Consider the following 14,046-nt stretch of genomic DNA (forward strand, 5'->3'; position numbering starts at 1 on the left):
CCGCACACACCTGCGCATGCCGGGCACGCCGAGGTCGCCCGGCATGCGGACGGGCCGGATCCCCCGCAGGGAGATCCGGCCCGTCACCTACGACAAGCGTTCCGGTGCCGGCGTCACCGCCGCACCGCCCTCAGCCGCGCAGGGCCTGGACCGCGGCCTCGAGCCGCTTGCCGAAGTCACCGTCCGCCTGCCGGAAGTTGTTGATCGCGCGCTCGGCGATGTCGTCGCGGGAGACGCCCGCGATCGATCCGGCGAGGTTGTCGATCAGCCGCTGCTTCTCGTCGTCGGACATCAGACGGTAGAGGTTGCCCGCCTGCACGAAGTCGTCGTCCTCGGCGTGCCGGGGAGTCTCGTGGTTGCCCGTACCGGCGGTGAAGTCCGCGGTGGACACCCACAGCGGCCTGTCCGTCTGCGACGGGCTGCCGAAGCTGTTCGGCTCGTAGTTCTTCGCCCCCTTGTGGCGGCCGTCGTACAGGAAGCCGTCACGGGAGTTGGTGCGCGCCTCGGTGGCGTGCGGACGGTTCACCGGCAGGTGGTCGGCGTTGATGCCGACGCGGTAGCGGTGGGCGTCGCCGTAGGCGAAGAGACGGCCCTGGAGCATCTTGTCGGGCGAGGGGCCGATACCCGGCACGAAGTGCGCCGGGGAGAAGATGCTCTGCTCGACCTCGGCGAAGATGTTCTCCGGGTTGCGGTTGAGCTCCAGCTTGCCGATCTCGATCGGCGGATAGTCCTCGTGCGGCCACACCTTGGTGAGGTCGAACGGGTTGAAACGGTAGTGCGCGGCGTCGGCCACCGGCATGATCTGCGCCTGCACCGTCCAGGACGGGAACTCGCCGCGCTCGATCGACTCACGCAGGTCGCGCTGGTGCGAGTCCGGGTCCTCGCCCGAGAGCTTCGTGGCCTCTGCGGCGGTGAGGGTCTCGATGCCCTGGTCGGTCTTGAAGTGGTACTTGACCCAGAAGGCCTCGCCCGCCTCGTTGTTCCACTGGAAGGTGTGCGAGCCGTAGCCGTTCATGTGGCGGTACGACGCCGGGATGCCGCGGTCACCGAACAGCCAGGTCACCTGGTGGGTGGACTCCGGGCTCAGGCCCCAGAAGTCCCACACGTTGTCGGCTTCCTGCGACCCCGTGTACGGGTCGCGCTTCTGCGTGTGGATGAAGTCGGGGAACTTGATGGCGTCCTTGATGAAGAACACCGGGGTGTTGTTGCCGACGAGGTCGTAGTTGCCGTCCTCGGTGTAGAACTTCAGCGCGAAGCCACGCGGGTCGCGCACGGCGTCGGGGGCCCCGAGGTTGCCGGCCACCGTGGAGAAGCGGAGGAAGACCTCGGTCTGCTTGCCGATCCCGGAGAGGAACCGGGCGCGCGTGTACGGGGTGACGTCCGCGGTCACCGTGAAGGTGCCGTAGGCGCCGGCGCCGCGCGCGTGCACGATCCGCTCCGGAATGCGCTCGCGGTTGAAGTGCGCGAGCTTCTCGATCAGCAGCTGGTCCTGAACGAGAACCGGACCACCGACGCCCGCGGTCTCGCTGTTCTGGTTGTCGGCGACCGGAGCGCCGGCCTCCGTGGTGAGCGGTCCCTGCGAGGTCACGTGCGCCTCCTGCGTAGTTTCAGCGAGTCCTGTCCCTTGGCCAAAGCCGTTTCCGATCCTACATTGGACATTGTCCAGGTCAAGCAGACTTCCAAAGTCACACCTGTTCAGAACCTGGGCCATGTGCTGTTAGGCTGGATTCCATGAGTGACCTGTTGGAACGACTGCGCGGACGCGGATGGCGTATGACCGCGCAGCGCCGCGTAGTGGCCGAGGTCCTTGATGGCGACCACGTCCATCTGACGGCCGACGAGGTGCATGCGCGCGCCGTCGCGAAGCTGCCCGAGATCTCGCGCGCGACCGTCTACAACACGCTCGGTGAGCTCGTCTCACTGGGCGAGGTCCTCGAGGTCTCCACGGACAAGCGCGCGAAGCGGTACGACCCGAACGCACACCGGCCGCACCACCACCTGGTCTGCGCCCAGTGCGGCTCCATCCGGGACGTCCACCCCACCGGCAACCCCCTGGCCGACCTCCCCAGCTCGGAGCGCTTCGGCTTCACGGTTTCGGGCGTCGAGGTCACGTACAAGGGCCTGTGCCCGAACTGCGCCAAGGCCTAGCGGCCCGCCCAGCGACTCCCGAGGGGCCCGGCACCTGAAGAGGCGCCGGGCCCCTTTTGTCATGCGCGATTCCGGGCGCCGCGTCTAGGGGTGTTCTCGCATGCCCTACGGACGCCCTGCGCGTCGCCGGGCGCTCTGCGTGGTCTCGGGGCGTTCTTGCGCGTGCCCACGGACGCCTTCCGCGCGCCTCGGTGCCCCGCGGGTCTTCTGTACGCCGAGCCGGTCGGCACCGCGCCCGCGGCATTGCGCCGACGAACGAGGCCTACGGATCTCCCTGCGGATACACCGAAGGCCCGGGACCATGGGTCCCGGGCCTTCGGCCTTGCAGTAGCGGGGACAGGATTTGAACCTGCGACCTCTGGGTTATGAGCCCAGCGAGCTACCGAGCTGCTCCACCCCGCGTCGGTGAACCCAACAGTACGCGACGCCCGGGACCAGCGCAAATTCCTTCCCGCCGCGACGGGCGCTACGCGGAGAGCTCCTGTTGCAGCGCGTCCCTCAGCCGGGCCGCGCGTTCGGTGACCTCCTCGGGGCCGAGCTCCACGGCCCGCGCGCTCCAGCGCTGCGCCTCCACCAGCTCGCCGCGACGCGCGTAGACGAGGGCCAGCCGCAACGCCGCCCGCCCATGGCCGGCGTCGGCGGCGCGCCGCCACCACACCGCGGCTTCCGGCTCACTCCCCTCCCTGGCCAGCAGCAGCCCCAGGTTGAACGCGCCGTTCCGGCTCCCGGCCTCCGCCGCCGACCGGTACCACCGGGCCGCCTCGACCACATCGCCCCGCACCGCTGCGAGCATCCCGACCCGCACCTGGGCCCGCCGATGGCCCTGCTCGGCGGCCCGCTCGTACCACTCCTCGTGCTCCTGCCTCTGCTCGGGCACATCCGGCTCCCCGAGCTCGTGCTCGCCCCGTGGGGGCTGCCGGGCATCGAGCACGGTGGCCAGCCGGTAGGCGGCCTCCGCGCTGCCCCCACCGGCCGCACAGCGCAGATGGCGCTCGGCTGCGGCCTCGTCGCCGTCCCGCAGGCACGCCATGCCGACCTGCAGCGCGGCCTCCGTGTGACCGGCGGCGGCCGCCCGCTCGTACCAGTGCAGGGCCTCCTCGTCCTCGCCACGGCCCGCGTACAGGATGCCGAGGTTGAAGGCGGCGTCGACGCTGCCCGCCTCAGCCGCCTTGGAGAACCAGGGCTCGGCTCCGGCCGCGTCGCCGCCCTGAAGCAGCAGCACGGCGAGCGCGTTGGCGGCCTCCCGGTGGCCCGCGTACGCGGCGCGCCGGTACCACTGCTCGGCCTGCGGAGTGCGGTCCTGCTCGGCGCAGAGCAGCCCGAGGTTGTAGGCGCCGTTCACATCGCCTGCGTCCATGGCGGTCCGGTACCAGCGCTCGGCGGTCTGCGTCTCGCCGCGCTCGGCGTGCAGCGCGCCCAGCGCGTTCGCGGCGTTGCCGTCGCCGTCCTGGGCGGCCTTGAGCCACCAGACAGCGGCGTTCTCCTCGTCTCCCGCGTCCCGCAGCAGAAACCCGAGCGCGCACGCCGCCCGCGGTTCGCCGTCCTTGGCGGAGGTGAGGTACCACCGCCCGGCCTCCTGGAGCTCCCCACGCCGCTCGAGGATCACCCCCAGCTGCAGCGCGGCCCGTCGGTGGCCTCGCGCGGCCGCCTGCCGGTACCACTGCTCGGCCTCGTCGCGAGTGTCCGCGGTGTCCCGCTGCGGGTGCCCTTCGTCGTCCGTCGGGCGCTGCGGGCCGTCCTTCCGCTGCACGACGGGAGCACCCTCCGCGCCCGTGGAGCCGACGCCCCGGGGCAGGTCGGACATCGCCCCGGGTACCGGGCAGTCCGGGGCGAGGCGCGGACCCGGGACATCGTCCCCGGCCCGTCGGTCGATGGCGCGCGCCAGCCGGTACGCCGCCTCCCGGTGCCCGCGCTCCGCTGCCACCCGCATCCACCGCTCGCCGTCGGGGTCGGCCCGGTGCTCCAGCAGGTCCGCGAGCGCGTAGGCACCGAGAACATGGCCCTGCTCCGCGGACTGCCGGAGCCAGTACTCCGCGGCGGGCTCGTCCCCCCGCTCCCGGTGGTGCCGCCCCAGCGCGTGCGCCGCGGCCGCGGAACCGGCGACGGCGGCGATCCGCCACCACCCGGCCGCCTCGTCCGCGTAGCCGCGCTGATGCAGCAGGACTCCAAGGTTGTTGGCGGCGGCCCGGTCACCGGCCGCGGTGGCCGCGCGCAACTGCGGCTCCGCCCCGTCGAGATCACCGCGGCGCAGCAGCATGGCGCCGAGGACGCTCATCGCCTCGACGTCGCCGGCCTCCGCGGCGAGCCGCTGGCGTACTTCCTCCACTGCGGCGGTGTCATCCCGATCCGCCGACTGCCCAAACCGCCCAGATTCCAACAGACTTGCCTTGTCCCCCATAACGTCCATCGTCGCACCACCTGCAACCTGGGTACACCTCGTGCACCGCAGCCAGTGAGGTCACTTCAGCGTTTTGTCGACATGCCCACAGAGAGATAAGTCAAACACAGATCCGCCAAGTCTCCGAGCAGGGCGCGCGCTTCACCGCAAGCGCCGAGGTCAGCCCCGGCTCGGCGGGGCATTCTGTGGACGGACGGACAGGGGAACGCACGCACGACGAAGGCCCGGATCCTGGAGTCCAGGATCCGGGCCTTCGGCCTTCAGTAGCGGGGACAGGATTTGAACCTGCGACCTCTGGGTTATGAGCCCAGCGAGCTACCGAGCTGCTCCACCCCGCGTCGTTGTGAGACAACCGTACCACAACGCGGGGGGAGCTCTTGATCAGTTCCCCGAGCCGCCTCCCTGGCTCTTGCCGTTACCGGCCGCCTTCTCGGCCTGGGCCTGGGCGTCCGCGGCGCGCTTCAGGGCGGCTGCCAGTCTGTCCTGCGCCTCGCCGTAGGCCTTCCAGTCGTTCTCCTTCAGGGCGGCCTGGCCGTCGTCGAAGGCCTTCTGCGCATCGGCGAGCGCCTGCTTGACCGTGGGGTTCTGGTCACCGCCTCCCCCGCCGGGTTTGTCGGGTTCGGAGGGCGCCGAACCGCTCGCGGAGAACGCCTGGTCGAGTGCCTCGGACAAGCTGTTCGCGAAGCCCGGCCGGTCGCCGTACGAGACGGCCACCTTGCGCAACAGCGGGTACTCGGAGTTGCGGCCCTGGGCGTAGATCGGCTCGACGTAGAGGAAGCCGTTGTCGAGCGGCACCGTCAGCAGATTGCCGTACAGCACCGTCGAGTCGGCACCCTTCATATCGCGTACGAAGTTCGCCACGGGGGTCCAGGAGTTGAGCTTGTTCTGCACCTGCTCGGGGCCGGCGACCTTGTCCTCGGTGACCCTCAGCAGGGCGATCCGTCCGTAGTCCTTGCTGGTGGCGTCGGCGTCGACCGCCATGAACGCACGCAGATTGGGGCGCCCGCTCGGCGTGAACGTCGTCGTCAGCGAGAACTGCTGGCCCTGCGCGCCCGGCATCTTCATGGACAGGTAGTACGGCGGGACCGCGCTGTGGTCCTTCTTCGTCGGGTCGTCCGGCACCTGCCACGCGTCACTGGCGTTGTAGAACTGGTCGGAGTCCGTGACGTGGTAGAGCGAGAGCAGTTCGCGCTGGACCTTGAACATGTCCTGCGGGTACCGCAGATGCTCCTTGAGCTCCTGCGGTATGGCGCCCTTGGGCTCGACCGTGTTCGGAAACGCCTTCTTCCAGGTCTTCAGGACCGGGTCGTGATCGTCCCAGGTGTACAGCTTCACCGTGCCGTCGTAGGCGTCGACGGTGGCCTTGACCGAGTTGCGGATGTAGTTGACCTGGTTCTGCTGGGCCACCACCGCGCGCTGATTGTCCCGCTCGTTCAGCGAGTCCGCCGTGGTGTCCCCGAGCGTCGTACGGGAGGCGTAGGGATAGCCGTTGGACGTGGTGTACGCGTCCACGACCCACTGGATCCGTCCGCCGACGACCGCCGGGTACGCGTCGCCGTCGATGGTCAGCCACGGGGCGACCGCCTCGACGCGCTCCTTGGGGGTGCGGTTGTAGATGATCTTCGAGCCCTTGCCGATGGCGCCCGAGTACATGATCTGCGGCTCGCTGAAGGCCACCGCGTACGCGGCCCGGTTGACCGGGTTCGCGAGGTCGACGCCGCCCGCTCCCTGGTAGCTGGTGGTCTTCTGGGCGCCGTTGTCCCGCTCGTAGTCGAGCTCCTTCTGGGGCCCGCCGACGATCGAGTACTGCCGGGTCTTCTCGCCGTAGTAGACGCGCTGCTCGTAGTTCTTGAGGCCGCCGCTCGCGGGCAGACCCGACGAGGTGAACAGCGGCGCCCCGGTGTTGCCGGAGTCCGTCTGCGTCCCCTTGGCCGTGACGGCGCCGTAACCGTGCGTGTAGACGAAGTGGTCGTTGATCCAGTTGCGCTTGTCGAGCCTGTCGAGGTTGAGCTCGCGCAGACCGATCACCGTGTCCTGGCCGTCGTACCGGTCGACGTCCAGCGTCTTCGGGAACTGGTAGTACTTACGCTCCTGCTCCAGCTGCTGGAACGTCGGCGAGACCACGTTCGGATCGTTCAGCCGGTAGCTCGCCGCCGAATCGGCCGCCGTGCGCTGCTGCTTGGCGTCGCCGCCGGAGCCCTTGCCGAGGTAGTCCACGGGCGTCACACCGTCGATGCCGTACGCCTTGCGGGTCGCCTCTATGTTCTTCTTGATGTACGGGGCTTCCTTGGCCTGCTCGTTCGGCTGGACCTGGAACTTCTGGACGATCGCCGGGTAGAGCCCGCCGATCAGCACCGCGGCGAGCACCATCAGGCCGAAGCCGATCACGGGCAGCTGCCAGGTGCGCCGCCACAGCGTCGCGAAGAAGAGCAGGGCGCAGATCACGGCGATGCAGAACAGGATGGTCTTCGCCGGGAGGTACGCGTGCGCGTCGACGTAGCGCAGGCCCGTCCAGTTGTCCGTCGCCTTGAAGTCGCTGGACTTCACCGCGAGGCCGTACCGGTCCAGCCAGTACGCCACCGCCTTCAGGGCGACGAAGAGGCCGAGCAGCACCGAGAGATGCCCGGTGGCGGCGGCGGTCGCCCGCGCGCCGGGGCTGGTGATCCGCAGTCCCCCGTAGAGGTAGTGCGTGAGAGCGGCCGCGATCAGCGAGAGCACCGCGGCGGCGAAGCCGAAGCCCAGCAGGAAGCGGTACCAGGGCAGGTCGAACGCGTAGAAGGCGACGTCGAGGTGGAACTGGGGGTCCTGCTGCCCGAACGGGACGCCGTTCACCCACATCAGCCAGGTGCGCCACTGGCCCGCCGCGGACGCGCCCGCGATCAGGCCGACCAGGGCGGTGACGCCGAGCAGCAGCCACGTCTTGTAGGGCGCGATGCCCATGCGGTAGCGGTCGAGGCTCTGCTGCTCCGTCGACATCGCGCTGAGCGGCGGGCGCAGCCGGTGGGCCAGCCAGATGTTCACGCCGACCGCGACCGCCATCAGCAGCCCGAAGACGGAGAACAGGCCGATCTTGGTCCACAGCGTGGTCGTGAAGACGGACGAGTAGTGGACCGACCGGTACCAGAGCCAGTCCGTCCAGAACCCCGCGAACATGACGAACGCCATGGCCAGTACGGCCAGGACGCCCAGTGTCATGAGCAGGGTCCGGACACGCCGGGGCGGTCGGCCCACTCTGATCCGCGGCCCCGTCGGGCCTCCGCCGCGGTCCGGCATCTGGAAAGCCAAGGTGCGCACCTCGAAGTTCGCTGTCGGTCTCTCTGGCCCTGCGAGCGCCGGGCCACACCTATGCAACTTACTGATGGTTTACTCAGTTCCCGTTTCCGGGGACGAACGAGGCAGGATTGTGACCATGTCCAACACCGCCTCTTCAGGCACCCCCATGGCGGCCAGTCCGCTCACCCGTGCCGTTCTCGAGATCGACGAGTACGTCTCCGGCCTCGGCTGGGACCAGCCCGCCCGGCTCTTCGCGCTGGTCGACACGGCGCAGCTGCGCGCCCAGGAGCCGGGGCTCGCCGATCGCCTCGGCATCACCGACGACGCGTCCGATGGCTCCCTCACGCCCATCGAGCAGGAGGAGCTGCCCGCCGACGGCGCGTTGGACGAGTTCCTCGGCACCATCGCCTGGCCCGATGCCGTGGCCGGCTGCGCCCTCACGGTGGAGCGGCTGATGCTGCCGCCGTCCGCCGAGGCATCCGTACCGGAGGGGCTCGACGACGCGGCGCTGGCGAAGTGGGTCGCCGGGCACCCTGAGCGCCAGGAGGTCCGGATGACGGTGGCCGTGCTGCGCGACGGGTCGCGCGAGTCGGCGCTGCGGCTGCGCGAGAAGGATTCGGCGACCGAGGTGCTCACGGGCTCCGGCCTGGTTCCGGGGCTGGCCGACGCGCTGGCCGCGACCTTCGCCGCGTAACCGCCCGGACCGGCCCCGGCACGCAGCCGGGGCCCGTGCCCGCCTCGGCCGGCGGGCGGCCGCGCCCGGGCCCGCGAGGGGCCCGGCGGGGCGGGAGCCGGGCCGGCCGCCCGGCCCCGGGGCCGTTCAGCCCTTGGGGGTGCAGCCGGGCAGGGCGGCCGTGTTGCCGGTCCGGATGTCCTTGAGGGCCTTCATCGCGTCGTCGATGGTGCCGACCTTGACCAGCGTGAGCCCCGCGGGTGTGTCCTTGGCCGCCGAGGCGCAGTTGTCCTTCGGCGTGAGGAAGTACTGGGCGCCCTTGGCGCGTGCCCCGACGGTCTTCATCTGGATGCCGCCGATGGGGCCCACCTTGCCCTCGTCGTCGATGGTGCCCGTGCCGGCCACGAACTTGCCGCCGGTCAGGTCCTCCGGGGTGAGCTTGTCGACGATGCCGAGCGCGAACATCAGTCCGGCGCTGGGGCCGCCCACGTCGGCGAGCTTGATGTCGATCGTGAACGGGAAGGTGTGGTCGGTCCCGGCCTGGATGCCGACGATCGCACGGTCGCCGTCTTCGGCCTTCACCGTGGTGATCCTGACCTGCTGGGTGCGGGTCGCCTGCTTGCCCGCCTTGGCGGCGTCGGCGGCCTCCTTGGCGGGGACGACCGTGAAGACGACGTCCTGGCCCGGGCGGTGCTTGGTGACCAGCTTGGCCACGTCGCCGGGGGCCTTCACGGGCGCGCCGTCGACCTGCCTGATCACGTCGCCCGCGTGCAGCCGGTTCTGGGCGGGGCTGCCCTTCACCACCGAAGAAACGATCACCCAGGACTTGACCGGGATACCGAGCTCGTGGAGCGCGGCGACCTTGGCGCTCTCCTGGGACTGGGAGAACTCCTCGGCGTTCTCCTGCGTCGACTGCTCCTCCGTCTTGCCGTTCGGGTAGAGCGTGTCGTGGGGGACGACGATGTCGTCGTGCGCCAGCCAGCCGTACACGGCCTCGACGAGGTTCATGTTGTAGTCGGCACTCGTCACACGGACCGTCGTCATGTTGAGGTTGCCGGTCGTCCGGTAGCTCTTGCGGCCGGAGATCTGGAGCACCGGTTCGCCGTCGTGGTCACCGAGCGTGTTCACCGTGGGCCCGGGGGACATCTCCGCGTACGGCACGGTGATGAACACTCCCGCGCACAGCAGCGCGATCAGCATCAGAGTGGAGGCGAGCATCGTCGCGGTGCGGCGTGGCATGAGAACGACAGTACGGGACGCCTCCGACGGCGCACCCGCGGGCCCGGTCCGTACGGGGCCGTCCGTACCGGTCAGGCGGCGCCGGCGCCCGAGTCCGTCTTCTCCATGGCCTCACGGAAGCGCGCGTATCCGGCGAGCTCCGGACCGTCGCCCCTGGTGCGATTGCGGGCGGCCCAGCTGCCCCAGAGGGCGGCGCCGACCGCCGCGAAAAGCGGAATGAGGAGCCAGGCGAGAGCCGCCATGCCGACCTCCCAAGCCCGAGTACGCTCGCAAGTGACTGATCAGCAGATTAACCGCCTGCATGGTCAACGCTCACGTCGGGGGTCCGGTTACGCAACAGGAACCGCCGTCCGGGTGACGGGGTGCGTGCGCCGTCCGGGTGAAGTCAGCAGGCCCCCACCCACTCCTCGGTACCGTCCGAGAACCTCTGGTGCTTCCAGATGGGCACCTCGTGCTTCAGGTCGTCGATCAGCTTGCGGCACGCCGCGAACGCCTCCGCGCGGTGCGGGCACGACACGGCGACGACCACCGCGAGGTCCCCGACCTCCAGATCTCCGACCCGGTGCACGGCCGCGAGCGCCCGTACCGGGAACTCGGCCACGACCTTCTCGGCGACCCGCCGCATCTCCGCCTCGGCCGTCGGGTGACACGAATACCCGAGCGAGTCGACGTCGGCTCCCCCGTCGTGATTGCGCACGGTCCCGACGAAGAGCGCGGTCCCCCCGGCAGCAGGGTCACCGGCGGCCCGGAACACCTCGTCGAGCGACAGCGGCGTGTCCCGGATCGACAGCAGCCGGATCGGATCCTCGAGCCCCTGCTCGCCGGGGTGATCATAGGTACGCGCCATGAGCCCATCGTGCCCCACGCCACGGACGGCGCGGAATAGCGCTTTGCACCGGCAGGCGCGTCTTCCGTATGTAGGACCCTCCAGTCCGCTTGTGCCGCCTCCGCGGAGGCGGCACCACCGGCTGCTGCGGGGGGCCCGTCCGGGACGCCCGCAGGGCGTCGTCAGATCCTGCGGCGGGCCTTGCGTGCGCGCCGCACGAGGGCCGCCGTGCCGAGCAGCGCGACCGTCGCACCCGCGGCCCCCGCCGCCGTCGCGTCCTTGCGGCCCAGCCGCCGTCCGGCCACTGTGTGCCGTCCGGCCACCTCCTCCAGCAGCTCCGTGAGGACCTCCTCGTTGCTGTACTGGGGCCGCCACCCCGCGTCGTGCAGCCGGCTGCCGCTCACCACCCAGGGGTACATCGTGTAGGCGAGGTCACCGGCGGGCGACGGTGTCAGGCCGATCCGGTGCAGCCTGGCCGCCGCCCCCAGGGCGACTGCGGACGGCAGCTCCATGCGCCTGATGCCGCTGAGCTCCTCGACCTCCTCCTGCTCCAGCCAGCCGTCGCAGCCGACCGCGAGCTCCCCCTCGACCTTCTCCAGAACGGCGTACTCCAGGGCGCCGCACAGGTCCTCGACGTGGCAGAACTGCCAGGCGGGCCGGGATCCGGCGACGACCAGCAGCCGGGGCGACTCGAAGTACCGCGTGAGGGCAGTGTCGGTGCCGCCGACCAGGACGGCGGGCCGCACCACGGTGACGTTGAGGCCGGGATGCGCACGGGGGGCGCGCCGCGCGAGCCGTTCGATCTCGAGGAGGTCGCCGACGCCCGTGGCCTCGGCGGTCGCCCGCAGCTCGGCGTCCTCGGCGAGGGGGAGCTCGTTGTCGGGCAGCGCCCCGTAGACCATCGACGACGTGCACAGCACGACCCGGTGGACGCCAGCGGCGGCGGCCGCGGTGAGCACGGTCTGGGTGCCGCGCACGTTGTAGGCGGTGCGGGCGGCCGGGTCGCTCTCCAGGTCGAGATCGAGGGCGAGGTGCACCACCACGTCGACGCCGCGCAGCTTGTCGGCGATCGCCGGGTCCCGTACGTCGAGGATGTGCCACTGGGCGTCCGCGCACTCGCCGCGCCGCTCGTCGATGGCCACGACCTGCTTGATCTCGTTGCTGGCCGCGAGCCGCTCGGTCAGCAGGGCGCCGACGCCGGACGCGGCGCCGGTGACCGCGACGACGGGCCCGCGCACGGCCGGACTGGTTGTGTGGTTTCGCGCTGCGCGAACCTGTGGATCTGGGGAACTCACCGGGCGTCTCCAGCGGTTGTCTTCAGTACGTACCCGAATGACGCGTACGTACCAGGTGGCATCCATCCTGCCGCAGGCCGCGAGTCGGCGGAGCACCGAGGCCCGAAGCGGTCGTGGTGTCTACGCTGGGTGGTGTTGTCGGGCAGCCGCCGTCGCACCGTGCCGACGGCCCAACGAGCCGAGGAACCCCGTGAGTGACACCCCATTCGGATTCGGCCTTCCGCCGGAGGAGCCGGAAGACGGCGACGAGGGCAAGAAGAAGGACCAGCAGGGCGGTGGTGGTCAGGGACCTGCCAACCCGTTCGGTTTCGGACAGTCCGGGGCGGGCGGCCCCGGCGGCGACAACCCGTTCGCCGCGATGTTCGGGTCGCTGAACCCGTCGGACCTGGGCGCCGCGTTCCAGCAGCTCGGCCAGATGCTGTCCTACGAGGGCGGCCCGGTGAACTGGGACATGGCCAAGCAGATCGCCCGCCAGACGGTCTCGCAGGGCACCTCCGACGGCACGAAGGACGCCAGCGTCGGCCCCGCCGAGCGGACGGCCGTCGAGGAGGCCGTCCGGCTCGCCGACCTGTGGCTGGACGACGCGACCTCGCTGCCCTCCGGGGCGGCGTCGGCCGTGGCCTGGAGCCGCGCCGAGTGGGTCGAGGCGACCCTGCCGGTGTGGAAGGACCTGGTCGACCCGGTGGCCGAGCGCGTCGGCGCCGCCATGGGCGAGGTGCTGCCCGACGAGATGCAGGCCATGGCCGGGCCGCTCATCGGGATGATGCGCTCCATGGGCGGGGCCATGTTCGGCACCCAGATCGGACAGGCGCTCGGCGTCCTCGCGGGCGAAGTCGTCGGCTCCACCGACGTCGGCCTGCCGCTCGGCCCGGCCGGCAAGGCCGCGCTCCTCCCGCTGAACATCGAGGCGTTCGGCAAGGACCTCGGCGTGCCCCAGGAGGAGGTGCGGCTCTACCTGGCGCTGCGCGAGGCCGCGCACCAGCGACTCTTCGCGCACGTGCCGTGGCTGCGCTCCCACCTCTTCGGCGCCGTCGAGGGGTACGCACGCGGCATCAAGGTCGACACGGCCAAGCTGGAGGACGTGGTCGGCCAGCTCGACCCGCAGAATCCCGAACAGCTCCAGGACGCTCTGCAGCAGGGCATGTTCCAGCCGGAGGACACCCCGGAGCAGAAGCTCGCCCTGGCCCGTCTGGAGACGGCGCTCGCCCTCGTCGAGGGTTGGGTGGACGCGGTGGTGCACGCCGCGGCCAAGCCGCGCCTGGGCTCGGCCGACGCGCTCCGCGAGACGCTGCGCCGCCGTCGGGCGACCGGCGGTCCCGCCGAGCAGACGTTCGCCACGCTGATCGGCCTGGAGCTGCGCCCGCGCCGTCTGCGGGACGCCTCCCGTCTGTGGGCGTCGCTCACGGACGCGCGCGGTGTCGACGGGCGCGACGCCCTGTGGGCGCACCCGGACATGCTTCCGACCGCGTCGGACCTCGACGACCCGGACGGCTTCGTGCACCGCGAGCATCTGGACTTCTCCGAGCTGGACAAGATGCTCGGCGAGGCCGCGGCCGGCACCTCCGAGAAGCTCGACCTGACGAAGGACGAGGACGACGGCGAAGCCGACGGCGAGGGCGACGGCAAGAAGTGAGCCTTCACGACGATGCGGTCCTCGTGCTGAAGGGGTACGAGGACCAGCCCCAGCTGCGCCAGACCTATCTGGACCATCTGGCCGCCCACCCGGACGGCATGTGGAAGTCGAACACCGCCGGGCACATCACGGCCAGCGCCCTCGTGGTCGACCCCGAACGCGGCCGGGTGCTCCTGACGCTGCACAGGAAGCTGCGCATGTGGCTGCAGATGGGCGGCCACTGCGAGCCGGGCGACGCATCCCTGGCGGCGGCCGCGCTGCGGGAGGGCGCCGAGGAGTCGGGCATCGCCGGACTGGTCCTGCTGCCCGGGGGGCCGGTCCGTCTGGACCGGCACGAGACGCCGTGCGCCTGGCACCTCGACGTGCAGTACGCCGCACTCGCCCCGGCAGGTGCGGTGGAGGCGATCAGCGACGAGTCCCTGGACCTGCGCTGGTTCGCCTACGAGGACGTTGGGGAGGTGGCCGACGACTCCGTCGTACGCCTCGTGGAGGCCACCCGCGCACGGCTCGCCCTGCACGGCTCGCGCTCTCGATGAGCCGCGGCCCGGCGGCGTATGCCGG

Annotated in this window: 11 protein-coding genes and 2 tRNA genes; 4 read left to right on the forward strand and 9 right to left on the reverse strand. The window is 70.9% G+C overall.

The window, feature by feature from the left end:
* Nucleotides 1-130: 130 nt before the first annotated feature.
* Complete coding sequence (locus ACWCP6_RS13385; RefSeq protein ID WP_450932526.1) at nucleotides 131-1,588, reverse strand: catalase; 1,458 nt, start codon at nucleotides 1,586-1,588, stop codon at nucleotides 131-133.
* A gap of 143 nt (nucleotides 1,589-1,731) precedes the next feature.
* On the opposite strand from ACWCP6_RS13385, the gene ACWCP6_RS13390 reads away from it, so the two are divergent.
* Nucleotides 1,732-2,148 carry a Fur family transcriptional regulator gene (locus ACWCP6_RS13390; RefSeq protein ID WP_450932527.1) on the forward strand — a complete coding sequence of 139 codons (417 nt, stop codon included), beginning with the start codon at nucleotides 1,732-1,734 and terminating at the stop codon, nucleotides 2,146-2,148.
* 328 nt (nucleotides 2,149-2,476) lie between these two features.
* Here the strand turns inward: ACWCP6_RS13390 and ACWCP6_RS13395 are convergent.
* The 4 genes from ACWCP6_RS13395 to ACWCP6_RS13410 form a co-directional block, all read right to left on the reverse strand.
* Nucleotides 2,477-2,550, reverse strand: a tRNA-Met gene (locus ACWCP6_RS13395).
* 64 nt (nucleotides 2,551-2,614) lie between these two features.
* On the reverse strand, nucleotides 2,615-4,555 hold the full coding sequence (locus tag ACWCP6_RS13400) for a sel1 repeat family protein (protein WP_450932528.1): 1,941 nt from the start codon (nucleotides 4,553-4,555) through the stop codon (nucleotides 2,615-2,617).
* Nucleotides 4,556-4,810: 255 nt separating this feature from the next.
* Nucleotides 4,811-4,884 (reverse strand) — tRNA-Met (locus ACWCP6_RS13405).
* Nucleotides 4,885-4,927: 43 nt separating this feature from the next.
* A complete protein-coding gene (locus ACWCP6_RS13410) occupies nucleotides 4,928-7,819 on the reverse strand; it encodes a UPF0182 family membrane protein (RefSeq protein WP_450932583.1) in 2,892 nt (963 codons plus the stop codon).
* 136 nt (nucleotides 7,820-7,955) lie between these two features.
* Here ACWCP6_RS13410 and ACWCP6_RS13415 point away from each other — a divergent pair, with 136 nt between their 5' ends.
* Nucleotides 7,956-8,513, forward strand: a complete 558-nt coding sequence (locus ACWCP6_RS13415; RefSeq protein WP_450932529.1) for a PPA1309 family protein — start codon at nucleotides 7,956-7,958, stop codon at nucleotides 8,511-8,513.
* A gap of 126 nt (nucleotides 8,514-8,639) precedes the next feature.
* Here the strand turns inward: ACWCP6_RS13415 and ACWCP6_RS13420 are convergent, their stop codons facing one another.
* The 4 genes from ACWCP6_RS13420 to ACWCP6_RS13435 all read right to left on the reverse strand — a co-directional run bounded on the left by ACWCP6_RS13420 (nucleotide 8,640) and on the right by ACWCP6_RS13435 (nucleotide 11,852).
* Complete coding sequence (locus ACWCP6_RS13420) at nucleotides 8,640-9,731, reverse strand: YlbL family protein (RefSeq protein WP_450932530.1); 1,092 nt, start codon at nucleotides 9,729-9,731, stop codon at nucleotides 8,640-8,642.
* 71 nt (nucleotides 9,732-9,802) lie between these two features.
* Nucleotides 9,803-9,973 carry a hypothetical protein gene (locus ACWCP6_RS13425; protein WP_450932531.1) on the reverse strand — a complete coding sequence of 57 codons (171 nt, stop codon included), beginning with the start codon at nucleotides 9,971-9,973 and terminating at the stop codon, nucleotides 9,803-9,805.
* A 143-nt stretch (nucleotides 9,974-10,116) separates the two neighbouring features.
* Nucleotides 10,117-10,578, reverse strand: a complete 462-nt coding sequence (locus ACWCP6_RS13430) for a molybdenum cofactor biosynthesis protein MoaE (protein WP_450932532.1) — start codon at nucleotides 10,576-10,578, stop codon at nucleotides 10,117-10,119.
* 161 nt (nucleotides 10,579-10,739) lie between these two features.
* On the reverse strand, nucleotides 10,740-11,852 hold the full coding sequence (locus ACWCP6_RS13435; protein ID WP_450932533.1) for an SDR family oxidoreductase: 1,113 nt from the start codon (nucleotides 11,850-11,852) through the stop codon (nucleotides 10,740-10,742).
* Between the two features lie 190 nt (nucleotides 11,853-12,042).
* Here ACWCP6_RS13435 and ACWCP6_RS13440 point away from each other — a divergent pair, with 190 nt between their 5' ends.
* Together ACWCP6_RS13440 and ACWCP6_RS13445 are read left to right on the forward strand one after the other, a co-directional pair.
* A complete protein-coding gene (locus tag ACWCP6_RS13440; RefSeq protein WP_450932534.1) occupies nucleotides 12,043-13,485 on the forward strand; it encodes a zinc-dependent metalloprotease in 1,443 nt (480 codons plus the stop codon).
* Nucleotides 13,482-14,021, forward strand: coding sequence for an NUDIX hydrolase (locus tag ACWCP6_RS13445; RefSeq protein WP_450932535.1), 540 nt, complete (start codon nucleotides 13,482-13,484; stop codon nucleotides 14,019-14,021). The genes ACWCP6_RS13440 and ACWCP6_RS13445 overlap by 4 nt, the downstream gene beginning before the upstream one ends.
* Nucleotides 14,022-14,046 lie beyond the last annotated feature (25 nt).

The sequence above is a fragment of the Streptomyces sp. NPDC002004 genome (assembly GCF_053593975.1).